The sequence below is a fragment of the Paraburkholderia sp. JHI2823 genome, from assembly GCF_038900695.1.
GTDB classification, from domain to species: Bacteria; Pseudomonadota; Gammaproteobacteria; order Burkholderiales; family Burkholderiaceae; genus Paraburkholderia; species Paraburkholderia mimosarum.
The window spans coordinates 93,507-109,186 of record NZ_JAYMRY010000016.1 but is presented as its reverse complement, the minus strand read 5'-3'; the positions used below and the strand labels follow the sequence as shown (position 1 = coordinate 109,186).

Below are 15,680 nucleotides of genomic sequence, written 5' to 3'. Positions count from 1 at the left end.
TGTCATTCCTCTCGGTTTCAATGGCGTTTTGTGCATTGTAGTGCGCATGGCGTGATGGAAATATGAAAACCCCCATTCCATCGGCGCTGGACAACTGTATGAATAGACGTCTAGACGTTTAGACGAATAGATGCTTCAATGGATGCTGTTCGCAAGCCCGGTTGCCATGTCAGTCCTTCCTTCGTTCACGACACAGGAATTCCGATGAACGCCTCCTCTCACTCATCCTCTGCCGCCGCCCGGCGCGCCTGGATGGCGGTTCTCGCGCGCACGCCGCGCGCCGAGCTCGAAGCGGCACTGGGCGAGGCGCTCGGCGGCGCGCCCGCACCCGCCTTCGACTGGTTGCGCCCGCCGCAAACGGGTCTTGCCATGGTGCGCGGGCGCGTCGGCGGCACCGGCGACGCCTTCAACCTTGGCGAAGCCACCGTCACCCGCGCCACCCTGCGCCTGCGCGCCTCGGACACCCAGGCCACGGGCGCAGGCGAGCCCGGCCCTGTCGGCGTAGCGTGCCATCTGGGCCGCGACAAGCGCCGCGCCGAACTGGCCGCGCTCGCCGACGCGCTGCTGCAAGTTCCCGCGCACCATGCCCGGTTGCACGCGCAATTGATCGAGCCGCTCGCGGCGCGTCTCGCCGCACGGCGCGATGCGCGCCGCGCCGATGCAGCCAGCACGCGGGTCGAGTTCTTCACGATGGTTCGAGGTGACGCATGAGCGACGCACGCAATGCCATGACGCCTGATTTGCTCGCGGCGCTCGCGCCCGGCTTCGGCGATCCGGTCCATGACAGTCAAGCCGTGTTCCGCACGCTGCTCGACGCCCTGGCGCGGCCGGGCACGATCGGCGTGATCGAAATGCGTCTGCCGGCGGCCGAAGCCGCTGCCGCACGTGCCGGCCTCGCCGCGTTTGCGGGGCTGCTCACGCTCGCCGACTACGCCACGCCTGTCTGGCTCGCGCAGCCCGACGCCGCGCTCGCGGCCGCGCTGCGCTTTCACGCAGGCGCGCCGCTTGCCGAGGCGCCGCGCGAAGCCGCGTTCGCCTACGTGCACGACGCCGCCACGCTGCCGCCGCTCGACGCCTTCGCGAGCGGCACGCCCGAGTCGCCCGAGCAATCCGCCACCGTGTTCGTGCGCGTGGAAGCGCTCAGCGGCGGCGCGCCGCTCGCGCTGCGCGGCCCCGGCATCGAAACGACCCGCGCCATCGCGCCCGTCGGCCTGCCCGAGCGCTTCTGGCACGAACGCGCCGCGCTCGCGCCGCACTTTCCGTGCGGCATCGACTTCTATCTCGTGTGCGGCGATCGCCTTCTCGGCCTGCCGCGCACCACGCTCGTGGAGATGCACTGATGTACGTCGCCGTCAAAGGAGGGGAACGCGCGATCGAAGCGTCGTGGCGTCTGCTCGACGAGGCTCGCCGCGGCGATACGCGCGTGCCCGAGCTCACCGTCGCGCAGATCCGCGAACAGTTGCGCCTCGCCGTAGCGCGCGTGATGGCCGAAGGCTCGGTCTACGACGAGGAACTCGCCGCGCTCGCGATCAAGCAGGCCGCAGGCGATCTCGTCGAAGCGATCTTTCTGCTGCGCGCGTATCGCACCACGCTGCCGCGCTTCGGCTATACACAGCCCGTCGAAACGGAAAACATGGTGGTGGAGCGCCGCATTTCCGCGACCTTCAAGGACGTGCCCGGCGGCCAGGTGCTCGGCGCCACTTACGACTACACGCAGCGCCTGCTCGACTTCGCGCTGCTCGCCGAAGGCGACGATGGCGCGAACCGCGCCGAGCCCGCGCCGCGCGCAGCGCCGCCCCATGAGCCGATGCCGCGCGTGCTCTCGCTGCTCGACAAGGAAGGCCTGATCGAGCAGGAAACGCGCTCGCCCGCGCCGCGCGAACCCGGCGACCTCTCGCGCGAGCCGCTGGCGTTCCCCGCCGATCGCACGGTGCGCCTGCAGAATCTCGCGCGCGGCGACGAAGGCTTCCTGCTCGCAATGGGCTATGCCACGCAGCGCGGCTACGCGCATTCGCACCCGTTCGCGGGCGAGATCCGCTTTGGTTCGGTGTCCGTAGAAATGGTTCTGGAGGAACTGGATGAAGCCGTCGAGATCGGCGAGATCGAGTTGACCGAGTGCCAGATGATCAACCAGTTCGCGGGCGCGAAAGACGTGCCGCCGAAATTCACGCAAGGCTACGGCCTCGCATTCGGCCACGCGGAGCGCAAGGCAATGGCGATGGCGCTGGTGGACCGCGCGCTGCGCGCCGGGGAGCTGGGCGAGACGATCGCCTCGCCCACCCAGGACATCGAATTCATGCTCTCGCATAGCGACAACGTGGAGGCCTCGGGCTTCGTTCAACATCTGAAGCTGCCGCACTACGTGGACTTCCAGGCCGAGCTGGAACTCGTGCGGCGGCTGCGCGCGCAGCACGAAGAAAACGCCGATGCCGGCGCGCCGAACAGGGAGGCCGCATGAACGCGCCCGATGTCTTGCAGACCACCGCAGCCGAAGTCGCCTCGCACGAAACGCAGGCCGTTTCCGGCTACAACTTCGCCTACCTCGACGAACAGACCAAGCGCATGCTGCGCCGCGCGCTTCTCAAGGCCGTTGCCGTGCCGGGCTATCAGGTGCCGTTCGCCTCGCGCGAAATGCCGCTCCCCTATGGCTGGGGCACGGGCGGCATTCAGGTGACGGCGGCCATCATCGGCGCGAAGGACACGCTCAAGGTGATCGACCAGGGCTCGGACGACACCACGAACGCCGTGAACATCCGCCGCTTCTTCGCGCGCACGACGGGCGTCGCCACCACGCGCCGCACGAGCGAGGCGTCGATCATCCAGACGCGCCACCGCATTCCCGAAACGCCGCTCACTCACAGGCAGATTCTCGTCTACCAGGTGCCGATGCCCGAGCCGCTGTTCCGGCTCGAGCCGCGCGTGGCCGAATGCAGGAAGCTCCATGCGCTCGCCGATTACGGCCTCATCAGCGTGAAGCTTTATGAGGACATCGTGCAGCACGGCAGCATCGCCACGACCTACGATTACCCGGTGACGGTGAACGGCCGCTATCTCACTTCGCCCTCGCCGATCCCGAAGTTCGACAACCCCAAGCTCAACATGAACGCCGCGCTGCAGCTGTTCGGCGCGGGGCGCGAACGCCGCGTCTACGCGATTCCGCCCTACACGCCCGTCAAAAGCCTGGACTTCGACGACCATCCGTTCGAGGTGCAGCGCTGGGAGCACGCGTGCGCGCTGTGCGGCTCGCGCGAGAGCTTCCTCGACGAGATGATCGTCGACGACTCGGGCAAGCGCATGTTCGTCTGCTCGGACAGCGACTACTGCCACGAGCGCCGCGAAGATATCGATGCGCGCGCAACGAAAAAATCGGGAGAAACCGCATGACGCCGCTGCTCAGCGCACGCGCGCTCACGAAGCAGTACGGCGGCCGCAATGGCTGCCGCGACGTGAACTTCGATCTGTATCCCGGCGAGGTGCTGTGCATCGTCGGCGAGTCGGGCTCGGGCAAGACCACGCTGCTCAACACGCTCGCGCTGCGCACCGAAGCCGATTCGGGCGCGCTGCACTACACGGGCGCGAACGGCGAAACGCTCGACCTGCGCACGCTTTCGGAACCGCGCCGGCGCCTGCTGGCGCGCACCGAATGGGGCTTCGTGCAGCAGAATCCGCGCGACGGGCTGCGTGCGGGCGTCTCCGCCGGCGCCAACATCGGCGAGCCGCTCATGGCCGTGGGCGCGCGCCATTACGGGCAGATTCGCAACACCGCGCAGCAATGGATGCAGCGCGTGGAGCTGGACGCCATGCGCATCGACGAACTGCCTTCGGCGTTTTCGGGCGGCATGCAGCAGCGCCTGCAGATCGCGCGCAATCTCGTGACGGGCCCGCGGCTCGTGTTCATGGATGAGCCCACCGCGGGCCTCGACGTCTCCGTGCAGGCGCGCCTGCTCGACCTGCTGCGCACGCTCACGACCACGCTGCATCTCTCGGTGCTGATCGTCACGCACGACATCGGCGTGGCGCGTCTGCTCGCGCATCGCTTGATGGTGATGCAAGGCGGCACGGTGGTCGAATCGGGCCTGACCGACCAGGTGCTGGACGACCCGCAACATCCCTATACGCAGACGCTGGTGGCCTCCGTGCTGCCGGTCTAGGATGATCGACATGACATTCACTCCATCATCGGCGCTCACGCCGGGCGCGCAGCGCGGCACGCGCGCGTTCATCGAGCGCCCCGCGCTCATGCTGCGCGCCGAGGACGTGCGCAAGACCTTCACGCTGCACGGCCAGGGCGGCATCGGCATCGAAGCGCTCGCGGGCGTCTCGCTCGACGTGGCGCGCGGCGAATGCATCGTGCTGGTCGGGCCCTCGGGCGCGGGCAAGAGCACGTTCTTGCGCTGCCTGTACGGCAACTATCTCGCGAGCGGCGGCTCGATCGCGATCCGCGACGAAGGCGCGCCGCTCGAGCATCTGGAGGTCACGGGCGCCGCGCCCCACGACATCCTGCGTCTGCGCCGCAACGTGGTGGGCTACGTGAGCCAGTTCTTGCGCGTGATTCCGCGCGTGAGCGCGCTCGATATCGTGGCCGCGCCGCTCGTCTCGCGTGGCGTGGAAGAAGACGAGGCGCGCGAACGGGCGCAAACGCTGCTCGCGCGCCTGAACGTGCCGCGCCGCTTGTGGCCGCTCGCACCCGCCACGTTTTCGGGCGGCGAGCAGCAGCGGGTGAACATCGCGCGGGGCTTGATCGCGCAGCACCGCGTGCTGCTGCTCGACGAACCCACGGCTTCGCTCGATGCGGAGAACCGGGAAGTCGTCGCGAGCCTGATCGGCGAGGCGCGCGAGCGCGGCGCGGCGATCGTCGGCGTGTTCCACGACGAGGACACGCGCGTGCGTGTCGCCACACGCGTGCTCGAACTGACCGCGCCGCGCGCGCAAACGCCGCTCACGGCCGCTGCGTGAACCCTGATTGCAGACTGAACATCGAAATCTGATACGGAGCCTGACGATGTTGATCAAGAACGCTCGCATCGTGACGCGAGACGACGTTTTCACCGGCACGCTAAGCGTGGAAGACGGCAAGATCCGCGACATCTCGCGCGGCTCGACCGCCGCGTCCGAAGCCGAAGACTGGGAAGGCGACTTCCTGCTGCCCGGTCTCGTCGAGCTGCATACCGACAACCTCGAAAAGCACCTTGCGCCCCGCCCCGGCGTGCATTGGAACACCGACGCCGCGTTCGTCATCCACGACGCGCAGATCGCGGCGGCCGGCATCACCACGGTGTTCGACGCGCTCGCCATCGGCACGCGCCTCGCCGTGGGCGTGCGCGGCCGCGACGTGCAGCTCGCGAGCGCCGCCGCGCTCACGCGCTTTTCCGAGCGCAACCTGCTGCGCGCCGAGCACTTCCTGCATCTGCGCTGCGAGATCGCCACTGAAGACGTGATCGAGCTGTTCGATACGCTCAGCGAGCACCCGCTGCTGCGCCTCGCCTCGGTGATGGACCACACGCCGGGCCAGCGGCAGTGGCACGACCGCGAGCAATGGCGCAAATTCCAGGAGCGCCACGGCAAGTGGACAGACGAGCAGACCAACACCATGCTCGCCGAAATGGCCACCGAACAGGAACGCTACGCGGACGCACACCGACTCGAAATCGTGCAGCGCTGCCGCACGCGCGGCATTCCGCTCGCGAGCCATGACGACACGCTCGTGGAGCACGTCGAGCAGGCCGCCGCCGAAGGCATCGTGCTCGCCGAATTTCCGACCACGCGTGCGGCCGCCGAGGAAGCGAAAAAGCGCGGCATCGCGACGATCATGGGCGCGCCGAACGTCGTGCGCGGCGGCTCGCATTCGGGCAACGTCTCCGCGCTGGAGCTGGCGCAGGCGGGGCTACTCGACATCCTTTCGTCCGACTACGTGCCCTCGAGCCTCCTGACCGCCGCGTTCGATCTCGTGACCCAGGCCGACTGGACGCTGCCGCGCGCGCTCGCCACGGTCTCCTGGGAGCCAGCCAGCAAGTCGGGCCTCCATGACCGCGGCGCGATCGAGCCTGGCCTGCGCGCCGACTTCGTCCGCGTGACGATGCTCGACTCGCTGCCCGTGCCGCGCGCGACCTGGCGCGCGGGCGTGCGCGTCGTGTGACGCTCAGCAGGCGCTGCCCCGGGGCTGCGCCTGCTGCTTTTGTTGCGGCGCACAAAATCGCGTCGCCGGCTGGCCTGTCACGGGCCGAAAACCAACGGCGCGCCGTCGTTCGATCTCAATCTCCATCCGCGCGGCCTCGCATTCATCGGACTGTTGCGGCAGCGCATCGCCCACGCGGTCGCACGCGCCATGACCCGGGCGCGCCCTCTATGCCCCATTGGCCTTGCGCAACAAGGCTTCGCCTGAGATCGTACAAGAGCACGGGCGTGCGCTTATTGCTCCGCTTGACGCCATCCGGTATTACACTAGCGACGCAGCAATTTCCGACCTGGTAAGCTTGCCGCGCTTCGCTGGCCGCAGGCTGGCAGGTCCAACAATAATCCGGCGCAAGCCGCGCCGGAAAATGCGCCCTGGCGGCACGACCGCACGCGACGCGCCCTGAACCATCTCGAGGAGTACCCATAGTGAAGAAACTGCTTGCCGCCCTCACGGTTGCCCTGCTCGCCGTCTCGGCCGGCGCCGCCCATGCGAAGGACTGGACCACCGTGCGTTTCGGCGTCGACGCCAGCTACGCACCGTTCGAATCCAAAGCACCTGATGGCAAGCTGGTCGGCTTCGACATCGACCTCGGCAACGAAATCTGCAAGCGCCTGAACGCCAAGTGCGTGTGGGTCGAGCAGGACTTCGACGGCATGATCCCCGGCCTGAAGGCCAAGAAGTTCGACGGCGTGCTCTCGTCGATGACGATCACCCCGCAGCGCGCAGAGCAGATCGCCTTCTCGGCGAAGCTGTTCAACACGCCGACGCGCCTCGTCGCCAAGAAGGGCTCGAGCCTCGCGCCGACGGCTGACTCGCTCAAGGGCAAGTCGGTTGGCGTCGAGCAAGGCACCATCCAGGAAACCTACGCGAAGGAAAACTGGGCGCCGAAGGGCGTGAACGTCGTTCCCTACCAGAACCAGGACCAGGTCTATGCCGACCTGATCTCGGGCCGTCTCGACGCCGCGCTGCAGGACGAAGTGCAAGCCGATCTGGGCTTCCTGAAGACCCCGCGCGGCGCCGGCTTCCAGTTCGCGGGCAAGGAAATCCCGACGGGCGCAGCCGCCATTGGCCTGCGCAAGGAAGACACGGACCTCAAGACGAAGATCGACAAGGCCATCGCCGACATGATCAAGGACGGCACGTACAAGAAGCTCGAATCGAAGTACTTCGACTTCGACGTGTACGGCAGCTAAGCGCCGCACCGGCGCCCCATAGCAGCGCACGAAGCCCGGACTTGCGTCCGGGCTTTTTCTTTTCCGGATTTTTATTTCGCATTCCATATTTTTCGGCGATGCGGCAAGCACGCCGGGCACGAGGGTTCCGGCACTGCGGCGAATCCGCTAATATCGAGCAACCGCGCCTTTCGGGGCGACCTTCAACTCCAATGCCTATCGCGGGCCGCCGCGCCACGCGTATCCATCATGCAAACCCGCAACCATCCGTTGATCGCGCCCGCGCTCGGCACCGAGCGGCAAATCACGAGCTTCCACTACGGCCCGTCGGGCGGCCCCAAGGTCTATATCCAGTCGTCCCTGCACGCCGATGAACTGCCGGGCATGCTCGTCTCGTGGGTGCTGCGCCGCAAGCTCGCGGAGCTGGAAGCCGCGGGCCGCCTTCGCGGCGAGGTCGTGATCGTGCCGGTGCCCAACCCGGTCGGCCTCAACCAGCACTGGCTCGGGCATATGATCGGCCGCTTCGAATCGAATACGGCACAGAACTTCAACCGCAACTTCCACGAACTCACCGCGCTGGTGCTGCCGAATATCGAGGCACGCCTCGGGCCTGACGAAGCCGCGAACCGCACGGCCATTCGCGCGGCCATGGGCGAAGCCCTGGCTGCACAGCAGCCCAGAACGGAGCTCGATTCGATGCGGCTCGCGCTGCAGCGCCTTTCGTATGACGCCGACATCGTGCTGGATCTGCATTGCGACTGGGAAGCCGCCATGCACATCTACACGAACCCGGAGCTGTGGCCCGAAGTCGAGCCGCTCGCGCGCTATCTCGACGCCAAGGCCTCGCTGCTCGCGCTCAACTCGATCGGCAATCCGTTCGACGAGATCCACAGCTTCTGCTGGTCGGAACTGCGCGAGCACTTCGGCAACCGCTACCCCATTGCGCACAGTTCGATTTCGGTGACGGTCGAATTGCGCGGCCAGCGCGACGTCTCCCACGAGTCCGCCGAGCACGACGCTCAGGCCATCGTCGACTATCTGACCGGACGCGGCGTGATCGAAGGCACGGCCGCGCCGCTGCCGCCGCTCGCCTACGCGGCCACGCCGCTCGCGGGCACCGAACCGATCGTCGCGCCGGCCAGTGGCGTGCTCGTATTTCGCGTGGATTGCGGCACGTGGGTGGAACGCGGTGCGGCGATCGCCGATATCGTCGATCCGCTCGCCGACACCGTGACGACCCTGCACGCCGGCGTGAGCGGCGTGATGTACGCACGCCAAAGCACGCGCTTCGCCACGGCCGGCATGGAAGTCGCGCGCATTGCCGGCGAAAAGCCCATCCGCAGCGGCTCTCTGCTCTCGCTGTAACGCTTGACCGGAAAATGGCTCGCGCCAGCTGCGCGAGCCATTTTTACGGGTTCTCCTTGCGCTCCGGGTGGACGAAAAGTGTCATCTCCCCCGCACTTTTCCGCGTCATGGCTACGGAGCGGTGTTGACTGACTCGTCTCACTCTATACGATCGTCCCCGACGTATCGGGCCACGAGCGTCATCGGCCCGGTTACTCCAATGTCGATCCGGACCGTGTGGCCGCTGCCGGGCGCGACATCACAAGTTCGTCCTTCCATGTTTTCCATGCGAGTCAGGGTTACGTCGCGCGAGCCGCCCGGAGTAACGATCTCCAGTGCGTCGCCAACGGCAAAGCGATTCTTCACTTCGAGCGTCGTAAGCCCGCTCGCTGCGTCATAAGCCAGCCATTCGCCGACGAACTGTTGACGCGCGTTGCCCGATGCTCCGCTGGCGTAGTTCTGATAATCCTCGGAGCGATGCCGCTGCAGGAAGCCGTCGGTGTAGCCACGATTGGCGAGGCCGTCGAGGCGACCGATGAGCCCCGCGTCGAACGGGCGGCCGGCGATCGCGTCGTCGATGGCGCGCGCATAGATCTGCGCGGTACGCGCGACGTAGTAATGTGACTTGGTGCGACCTTCGATTTTCAGGCAATCGACGCCGATATCGATCAGTCGCTGCACGTGCTCGATCGCGCGCAGATCGCGCGAATTCATGATGTACGTGCCGTGTTCGTCTTCGGACACCTCCATCCATTCTCCGTGGCGGCGCCCTTCTTCTTCCAGCAGATACACGTTATCCGCTGCCGTATGGCGCGGCACGTGTTCGCCTTCAGGCGTGAGCGCCGATTCGGTCATGCGATAGCTCCAGCGGCAGGCGTTGGTGCAGGTGCCCTGATTCGAGTCGCGGTGATTGAAATAGCCGGAGAGCAGACAGCGGCCGGAATACGCCATGCACAACGCGCCGTGCACGAAGACTTCGATTTCGGTGTCAGGGCAGCGTTGACGGATCTCGGCGATCTCGTCGAGCGAGAGTTCGCGCGACAGGATCACCCGCGATACGCCGATCGAATTCCAGAAACGAACGCTGGCGTAGTTGACCGTGTTGGCCTGCACGGAAAGGTGGACCGGCATGTCGGGCCACGTCTCGCGGACCATCATGATTAGTCCCGGGTCGGCCATGATCAGTGCATCCGGTCCAAGGGCCACTGCATCGCTCAAGTCCCTGATGAAGGTGTCGACCTTGCGGTTGTGCGCCATCAGATTGACGGTCAGGTAGAAGCGCTTGCCGGCGGCCCGGCAGGCTTCGATACCTTTGCCGAGGAAGCCCGTGTTGCGGAACTCGTTGTTGCGTGCACGCAGGCTGTAGCGTGGCAGCCCTGCGTACACCGCATCGGCGCCGTATGCGAGAGCGTAGTTCAAGGCGCGCAGCGAGCCGGCGGGGCTGAGAAGTGTTGGGCGCTTCATGGCGTAGGCTTGCAGGAAAAAACCTGCAAGCCTACCCGTGCTTTTCTGGGTTTTCTTTGCGTTAGCGCATGTCGGCGTGATGTTTTCAGTATCTCGTGAGGTTTGGATCAGAACCGCCTGGCAGTGCCGCGGGTGAAGTCGGCGATCGGCCACTTTCTGCCGCTTCCTGAGTCATGCGGTGGTCGTTCGAACTACCGGTCCACTCGAAACCCGCCCGATGCTCAACGCGCAGTTGTCGGCCATTGCTGACGCTCAGGGTGTAGTGGTCAAGCCCCTTTGTTGGTGTCCAAAGAGGCTTGACCACTACACCCTCAAGAAGAATATTTTTCCGGGCGCCAGGGGGAAAACAGTAGGTCATTTGGAAAAAAATTCTCTCATCACCTCCGTACGATAGCGAGCATCCGAGGCGGGATGGGATGCAAGAACTAATGCGTCGCGTAGCCGGGAATTCCCGCACAACAGGCTAACGGAGTTTCATCCATGAACTTTCTGCTCCGGCTTTTCCGCGAGCATCCTGGCTCTGTCGACGAGACATACCTCCAGCATATGAAGATGTCGTTCTCGTTCAGTCTGCCGATGCTTTTCGCGTCACTTGCCCTGATCGTGCATGCGCTGCTTCCTTTCCTGTTCGTGCGAACAGGAAGCCATGTGGTGACGACACTGCACGAGCGGATGGTAGCCGCCAGAAACAGACAACGTGCAGGCACCTGAGCGAATCCGGTGCACACGGGTCGCGCCGGTCCCTCGCGTACCGATAGTTCAGGCGCACGCACGTTTACGAGGGCTATGCGTTCCGGCTGCATGTCGGACTTGAAGCGAAAGAAGATCTGATTGGGGACCTGGAGAAAGCATTCCGCTTTCTGCATGCCCAGTAAGGTAGTAACCCAATATTCAAGGAGGAGACAATGAAGTTCAAGAATGCTATCAGCCGGCTTGTGAGCGGTGCCGTCGTTGCCACTGCGCTCAGTTTTATCGGCGCCAGCGCCCACGCCCAGGATTTGCTCGAAACGGTGAAATCGAACGGCGTGCTGCGGGTCGGCCTCGAGGGCACCTATCCCCCGTTCGACTACCGGAATGCGTCCGGGGAGCTTGAGGGCTTCGATGTGGATGTCGCCAAGGCGCTCGCCGCCAAGCTGGGCGTCAAAACAGAATTCATCCCTACCGAGTGGAGCGGTATTCTGGCCGGTTTGCAGGCCGGCAAATTCGACGTGATCGTCAACCAGGTCACGATCACCCCGCAACGCAAACAGGCGCTCGATTTCAGCCAGCCCTATACGTTCTCGGCGGCGCAACTGATTCAGCGAGCAGACGACAAGCGCAAGTTCAGCTCGCTCAATGAGTTCTCCGGCGACAAGAAGATCGGCGTGACGCTCGGTACGAACTACGACCAGATGGCTCGCGCCGTCTCCGGCATCAATGTGCAAACCTATCCGGGTGCGCCGGAGAAACTGCGCGATCTCGGGGCGGGCCGTATCGACGCCACGCTCGACGATCGCCTGATGCTGCCGTACATCATCAAGACATCGAATCTGCCGCTTCGGCCGGGCTCGGTCCTGAAGGGTGGCGAGCAGGAAATGGGCATTCCGTTCCGCAAGGGGAATCCGGGGTTCGAAAAGGCGATCAACGATGCCCTGACCTCGATGAAGCAGGACGGCACGTTGAAGAAGATCTCCATGCACTGGTTCGGCACTGACGTCACGCAACCCGTCTCGCAGTAATCGCTCCACCTCCTCATTTGCTGCATCACCCCGGCTCCGGCCGAGGTGATGCGCCCGCGCGGGCAACACCTCTCATGGCACCAATCGACCTTGTTATTCACGCGCTGCCTGTCCTCCTCATGGGGGCGATGATTACCCTGAAGTTCGCACTCGCATCGGCCGTCCTCGGACTGTGCGTCGGCATCGTCGTCGCGATCATGGGTATCAGTGGCCAGCCGCTCATCGTGGGCATCGCACGGGGCTATGTCAGCCTCATGCGTGGCACTCCCCTGCTCGTGCAAATTTTCGTCGTGTACTACGGGTTGCCCGACCTTGGCATCTCTCTCGATCCGACAAGCGCCGGCATTCTCGCGTTGACGGCCAATGCCGGTGCCTACCTCTCGGAAAGCATGCGTGGCGCGATTCTCGGCATCGGCCGCGGCCAGTGGAGTGCGGCACACAGCCTGGGCCTCACCCACCTGCAGACCCTGCGGTATGTCATTTGCCCGCAGGCCCTGAGAATGGCCGTGCCGAGTCTGGGCAACACCCTGATCAGCCTGATTAAGGACACGTCGCTGGTGTCCGTGATCACGGTGACCGAGATGCTGCGTGCGGCACAGGAAGTCATAGCGTCCACGTTCCAGCCGTTACCGCTCTATCTGGCCGCGGCGGCAATCTACTGGCTGCTCAGCTCTGCGATGTCGTGGATTCAACGTCATGTCGAAGGACGGCTCGCGCAGGCACACGTGCGCTGAGAAAAGCGGGTTAGCGATCGCGGATTAAAAGGAAAGGTAGATGATTGCACTGAAAGATGTGTCGAAGTGGTACGGACCGTTTCAGGTTCTGAGCGGCTGCTCGACCGAAGTGAGCAAGGGCGAAGTTGTCGTCGTCTGCGGCCCGTCCGGCTCCGGCAAATCGACGCTGATCAAAACCGTGAATGGCCTCGAACCGTTCCAGCAAGGCGAGATCGTCGTCGGCGGGCAGTCGGTTGGGGCCAGGCACACAGACCTCCCGAAGCTCCGCACGAAGGTCGGGATGGTATTCCAGCATTTCGAGCTGTTCCCGCACCTGTCAATCACGCAAAACCTGACGCTCGCCCAAATCAAGGTGCTCGGCCGAGATCGCGACACGGCAACCGCAAAAGGCATGGCGCTGCTCGACCGGGTTGGTCTTCGGGCACACGCCGACAAGTATCCCGGGCAGTTATCCGGCGGGCAACAGCAGCGGGTGGCGATTGCACGCGCGCTGTCGATGGATCCCATCGCCATGCTGTTCGATGAGCCAACGTCCGCGCTCGATCCCGAGATGATCAACGAAGTCCTCGACGTGATGATCGAACTCGCCCAGGAAGGCATGACGATGATGTGTGTCACGCACGAGATGGGCTTCGCGAAGAAAGTCGCGCACCGGGTGCTCTTCATGGACAACGGCAGCATTTTCGAGGATGCCCACAAGGATGCCTTCTTCGAGGATCCGAAATCTGAGCGCGCGAAGGAATTTCTGAGGCGCGTGCTACCCCATTGACCGGATTCCTCTGGCGCCTCCCATTGTGTTGCCCTGGAGCCAATGACTCAAGGCGGGGCTGCCCAATACTGGGTCTGCAACTGTGTGCCCGCGCAATCTCCGCTGATTGTCACACCCGCCGCCGTCGCCGCAACGCCCAGTGCGCTCAACTGCGACACGTCCTCCACGCACACGCTCAGGCGGACATGTGCCGCTAGCTCGGTCGCCATGGCGAGCTTGTCCTTGCCGACGATCTCGTTCGTCACGTGGATGTCGCTCATGCCGGCGGCCGCGCCCGGATACGCCTCGCTCACCCGATGGCGATGCGCAACGTGATCATCGAAGATCTGAACACTGGCATTGGCTGTGTTCGAGCCGCGCGTCAACTGCTGACTGGGACGCCGCAGTACAGGACTGCTTCCCTCGATAACAATCAGTCTTCCTGCGCAAGCCGAAACAAGACGTCAGCGAGGGCGCGAATCTTGGACTGTGCGGCTCGTTGAGATGGATAGACGACGAAGTACGACAAGCCGTTTTGCGCCACGTCGATAAAAGGCGTCACCAGTGTCCCAGCCCGCAGGCGGTCCCGCGCCATCCGGGGATCGCCTATTGCAACGCCATGCCCTTCCGCCGCAGCGGTGAGCGTCAATTCGAGGGTATCAAAAACGAGTCCACGGTCCGCGTCGATGTGCCGTGCCCCAACGCTTTCCAGCCAGCATCGCCACTCCTCATGGCCGTGCCCGGGATGGAGCAATGTGACATGGGCAAGGTCGGCTGCCGAGCCAAGTGATGCGGCCATTTCGCTTGTGCACATCGGTGTGAGTTGCTCGGCAAACAACGGAACCGCGTCCATACCCGCCCACTGCCCGGTTCCACGAACAACGATGGCGTCGACGTCAGGCATGGTGAAATCTGGCGTGTCGTCCGCCGATGTGGAGATGCGGAGTTCTGTTCCAGGCAACGCGTGATTGATGTCTGCCAGCCGTGGGAGCAACCAGCGAATCGCGAACGTGGATGGCAACCGCAGGGTGACGACAGACGCTGTCCTGGCGTGAATGTCTGCGTGCTGAACCAGTTGCGTGAGTACGCTCACGGCCACGGTCAACAGTTCGCTTCCTTCCGCCGTCAGCGTCAGCCCCGACGCATGGCGCACGAAAAGTGCACACCGGTAGTGCGCTTCCAGTTGCTGGATCTGGCGGCTCACCGCGCCCTGCGTTCGACACAGATGGTCAGCGGCTTTGCTGATGCTCCCGAGTTGCGCCCCGGCGACGAATGCCTGGAACGCTGTCAGTGGCGGCAGCGCCCGCGTAAGGTCGGCCAATGGATATGCATGGGTTGCATACCCGGGTTGCGGATTTTTCGATTGTCTGGTCATCGGTGCATCGCTATCGTGCCTGTATCGGATGCGCATGCGCTCGAATGCGCGGAGTGTCAACGAATGATTGGAGAATGAAGATGGCCTCATCGTCGGAAGCACTATACACGCGGCAGGTTCGCAACTATCTCGGGGAGTTGGAGCGCGGCGATGTCGCGGCGATCTGCGCGTTGTTCACGCCGGACGCCCAGATCTTCTCGCCGTTTCTCGGCTGGATGCGCCCTGCGCCATTCTTTGCGAAGGTCAACGCAGCGTCTGGAGAAAGCAGAATAACGCCTATCGACATCTGCGTTAGCACGATGGGGGCCCGACGTGCGACCGGTTACTTCGTCTATGATTGGGGACTAAAGGATGGCTCCGCGGTGCGTTTCGAGTGCGTCGATGTTTTCGAATTCGACGACAACGGGCTAATCGAGCGGATGATCATCGTCTACGATACCCATCCGATTCGCAGTACGGTAGGTGACAAATACGCGTAGCCGAATCGATGTCGCTCGATACCGAAGGCTGGCGTTTGTGAAGGGCGGGTGCCGACGTTGATCGCCACGCGCTCGCAGGGCATTCATTGATCACGCCGACATCCGCCGGTAGCTGAAGCGCGGCACTTCCTGCGCGACCGTGTCGGGAAGTGACCGGCCAATGCGCGTCGTTCGACGCTCCGCCTGCCTGGTTCGCCCGCATCCCTAAGCGGTCACTCACGGATCGGCGCCGACACCGGAGGTGTGTCGGCCAAATAAAAGCAGATGCCCTCCGCGATTTCCGGGGCGGATCACCGCAAGCGGATCTGACAAATTTACTCACCCGGCACTGGGAAAACGTCGCTGACGCGACGGGCGTCGCTTATCGTGGCTATGCGACAGACCATCTGCGCATAGCGAAGGGATTGAGCGGGCGAGTGCAGCACGGCGAATTCGCCGGCTCGCCGTCCCGATTCTGCTACAACCATTCCT

Annotated in this window: 17 protein-coding genes; 14 read left to right on the top strand and 3 right to left on the bottom strand. The window is 64.3% G+C overall.

The window, feature by feature from the left end; all coding sequences use genetic code 11:
• The first annotated feature begins 204 nt into the window (after nucleotides 1–204).
• The 9 genes from phnG (at nucleotide 205) to VSR34_RS18960 (ending at nucleotide 8,712) form a co-directional block, all read left to right on the top strand.
• Nucleotides 205–711: a phosphonate C-P lyase system protein PhnG gene (gene phnG / locus VSR34_RS19000; protein WP_342963195.1), complete on the top strand. Its 507-nt coding sequence runs from the start codon at nucleotides 205–207 to the stop codon at nucleotides 709–711.
• Nucleotides 708–1,340: a phosphonate C-P lyase system protein PhnH gene (gene phnH / locus VSR34_RS18995; RefSeq protein ID WP_342963194.1), complete on the top strand. Its 633-nt coding sequence runs from the start codon at nucleotides 708–710 to the stop codon at nucleotides 1,338–1,340. Before phnG ends, phnH begins: the two co-directional genes overlap by 4 nt.
• Nucleotides 1,340–2,458 (top strand): carbon-phosphorus lyase complex subunit PhnI, encoded by a 1,119-nt coding sequence (locus VSR34_RS18990; RefSeq protein ID WP_342963193.1) that lies wholly within the window; start codon nucleotides 1,340–1,342, stop codon nucleotides 2,456–2,458. Before phnH ends, VSR34_RS18990 begins: the two co-directional genes overlap by 1 nt.
• Nucleotides 2,455–3,384, top strand: coding sequence for an alpha-D-ribose 1-methylphosphonate 5-phosphate C-P-lyase PhnJ (locus tag VSR34_RS18985; RefSeq protein WP_342963192.1), 930 nt, complete (start codon nucleotides 2,455–2,457; stop codon nucleotides 3,382–3,384). Before VSR34_RS18990 ends, VSR34_RS18985 begins: the two co-directional genes overlap by 4 nt.
• Nucleotides 3,381–4,151 carry a phosphonate C-P lyase system protein PhnK gene (gene phnK, locus VSR34_RS18980; protein ID WP_028209731.1) on the top strand — a complete coding sequence of 257 codons (771 nt, stop codon included), beginning with the start codon at nucleotides 3,381–3,383 and terminating at the stop codon, nucleotides 4,149–4,151. The genes VSR34_RS18985 and phnK overlap by 4 nt, the downstream gene beginning before the upstream one ends.
• A gap of 10 nt (nucleotides 4,152–4,161) precedes the next feature.
• Nucleotides 4,162–4,956 (top strand): phosphonate C-P lyase system protein PhnL, encoded by a 795-nt coding sequence (gene phnL, locus VSR34_RS18975; RefSeq protein WP_028209732.1) that lies wholly within the window; start codon nucleotides 4,162–4,164, stop codon nucleotides 4,954–4,956.
• Between the two features lie 46 nt (nucleotides 4,957–5,002).
• Entirely contained in the window at nucleotides 5,003–6,136 is a 1,134-nt protein-coding gene (locus tag VSR34_RS18970) for an alpha-D-ribose 1-methylphosphonate 5-triphosphate diphosphatase (RefSeq protein WP_028230702.1), read from the top strand.
• A gap of 464 nt (nucleotides 6,137–6,600) precedes the next feature.
• Nucleotides 6,601–7,368 (top strand): ABC transporter substrate-binding protein, encoded by a 768-nt coding sequence (locus tag VSR34_RS18965; protein ID WP_028209734.1) that lies wholly within the window; start codon nucleotides 6,601–6,603, stop codon nucleotides 7,366–7,368.
• A 228-nt stretch (nucleotides 7,369–7,596) separates the two neighbouring features.
• Nucleotides 7,597–8,712 carry a succinylglutamate desuccinylase/aspartoacylase family protein gene (locus tag VSR34_RS18960; RefSeq protein WP_028209735.1) on the top strand — a complete coding sequence of 372 codons (1,116 nt, stop codon included), beginning with the start codon at nucleotides 7,597–7,599 and terminating at the stop codon, nucleotides 8,710–8,712.
• A gap of 138 nt (nucleotides 8,713–8,850) precedes the next feature.
• Here VSR34_RS18960 and yegQ read toward each other — a convergent pair whose 3' ends face one another.
• Nucleotides 8,851–10,155 (bottom strand): tRNA 5-hydroxyuridine modification protein YegQ, encoded by a 1,305-nt coding sequence (yegQ, locus tag VSR34_RS18955; protein ID WP_028209736.1) that lies wholly within the window; start codon nucleotides 10,153–10,155, stop codon nucleotides 8,851–8,853.
• A gap of 480 nt (nucleotides 10,156–10,635) precedes the next feature.
• On the opposite strand from yegQ, the gene VSR34_RS18950 reads away from it, so the two are divergent.
• The 4 genes from VSR34_RS18950 (at nucleotide 10,636) to VSR34_RS18935 (ending at nucleotide 13,376) form a co-directional block, all read left to right on the top strand.
• Nucleotides 10,636–10,866 (top strand): DUF6356 family protein, encoded by a 231-nt coding sequence (locus VSR34_RS18950; protein WP_028209737.1) that lies wholly within the window; start codon nucleotides 10,636–10,638, stop codon nucleotides 10,864–10,866.
• 194 nt (nucleotides 10,867–11,060) lie between these two features.
• A complete protein-coding gene (locus tag VSR34_RS18945; RefSeq protein WP_028209738.1) occupies nucleotides 11,061–11,873 on the top strand; it encodes a transporter substrate-binding domain-containing protein in 813 nt (270 codons plus the stop codon).
• A 74-nt stretch (nucleotides 11,874–11,947) separates the two neighbouring features.
• Nucleotides 11,948–12,607: an amino acid ABC transporter permease gene (locus VSR34_RS18940; protein WP_028209739.1), complete on the top strand. Its 660-nt coding sequence runs from the start codon at nucleotides 11,948–11,950 to the stop codon at nucleotides 12,605–12,607.
• 40 nt (nucleotides 12,608–12,647) lie between these two features.
• The gene (locus tag VSR34_RS18935) at nucleotides 12,648–13,376 is read left to right on the top strand and encodes an amino acid ABC transporter ATP-binding protein (RefSeq protein ID WP_028209740.1); all 729 of its coding nucleotides are present in this window, start codon (nucleotides 12,648–12,650) and stop codon (nucleotides 13,374–13,376) included.
• Nucleotides 13,377–13,423: 47 nt separating this feature from the next.
• Here the strand turns inward: VSR34_RS18935 and VSR34_RS18930 are convergent, their stop codons facing one another.
• Nucleotides 13,424–13,636: a hypothetical protein gene (locus tag VSR34_RS18930; protein WP_154671209.1), complete on the bottom strand. Its 213-nt coding sequence runs from the start codon at nucleotides 13,634–13,636 to the stop codon at nucleotides 13,424–13,426.
• Between the two features lie 152 nt (nucleotides 13,637–13,788).
• Nucleotides 13,789–14,730: a LysR substrate-binding domain-containing protein gene (locus VSR34_RS18925; protein ID WP_028209742.1), complete on the bottom strand. Its 942-nt coding sequence runs from the start codon at nucleotides 14,728–14,730 to the stop codon at nucleotides 13,789–13,791.
• An 80-nt stretch (nucleotides 14,731–14,810) separates the two neighbouring features.
• On the opposite strand from VSR34_RS18925, the gene VSR34_RS18920 reads away from it, so the two are divergent.
• Nucleotides 14,811–15,209, top strand: a complete 399-nt coding sequence (locus VSR34_RS18920) for a nuclear transport factor 2 family protein (RefSeq protein ID WP_028230705.1) — start codon at nucleotides 14,811–14,813, stop codon at nucleotides 15,207–15,209.
• The last annotated feature ends 471 nt before the right edge of the window (nucleotides 15,210–15,680 follow it).

Bases quoted from the DNA above. Each gene is read 5' to 3' on its own strand.
- phnG (WP_342963195.1), top strand. From the start codon at position 205: ATGAACGCCTCCTCTCACTCATCCTCTGCCGCCGCCCGGCGCGCCTGG.
- VSR34_RS18925 (WP_028209742.1), bottom strand. From the start codon at position 14,730: ATGACCAGACAATCGAAAAATCCGCAACCCGGGTATGCAACCCATGCA.
- VSR34_RS18920 (WP_028230705.1), top strand. From the start codon at position 14,811: ATGGCCTCATCGTCGGAAGCACTATACACGCGGCAGGTTCGCAACTAT.
- phnH (WP_342963194.1), top strand. From the start codon at position 708: ATGAGCGACGCACGCAATGCCATGACGCCTGATTTGCTCGCGGCGCTC.
- yegQ (WP_028209736.1), bottom strand. From the start codon at position 10,155: ATGAAGCGCCCAACACTTCTCAGCCCCGCCGGCTCGCTGCGCGCCTTG.
- phnL (WP_028209732.1), top strand. From the start codon at position 4,162: ATGACATTCACTCCATCATCGGCGCTCACGCCGGGCGCGCAGCGCGGC.
- phnK (WP_028209731.1), top strand. From the start codon at position 3,381: ATGACGCCGCTGCTCAGCGCACGCGCGCTCACGAAGCAGTACGGCGGC.
- VSR34_RS18940 (WP_028209739.1), top strand. From the start codon at position 11,948: ATGGCACCAATCGACCTTGTTATTCACGCGCTGCCTGTCCTCCTCATG.
- VSR34_RS18950 (WP_028209737.1), top strand. From the start codon at position 10,636: ATGAACTTTCTGCTCCGGCTTTTCCGCGAGCATCCTGGCTCTGTCGAC.
- VSR34_RS18945 (WP_028209738.1), top strand. From the start codon at position 11,061: ATGAAGTTCAAGAATGCTATCAGCCGGCTTGTGAGCGGTGCCGTCGTT.
- VSR34_RS18930 (WP_154671209.1), bottom strand. From the start codon at position 13,636: ATGAGCGACATCCACGTGACGAACGAGATCGTCGGCAAGGACAAGCTC.
- VSR34_RS18935 (WP_028209740.1), top strand. From the start codon at position 12,648: ATGATTGCACTGAAAGATGTGTCGAAGTGGTACGGACCGTTTCAGGTT.
- VSR34_RS18990 (WP_342963193.1), top strand. From the start codon at position 1,340: ATGTACGTCGCCGTCAAAGGAGGGGAACGCGCGATCGAAGCGTCGTGG.
- VSR34_RS18985 (WP_342963192.1), top strand. From the start codon at position 2,455: ATGAACGCGCCCGATGTCTTGCAGACCACCGCAGCCGAAGTCGCCTCG.
- VSR34_RS18960 (WP_028209735.1), top strand. From the start codon at position 7,597: ATGCAAACCCGCAACCATCCGTTGATCGCGCCCGCGCTCGGCACCGAG.
- VSR34_RS18970 (WP_028230702.1), top strand. From the start codon at position 5,003: ATGTTGATCAAGAACGCTCGCATCGTGACGCGAGACGACGTTTTCACC.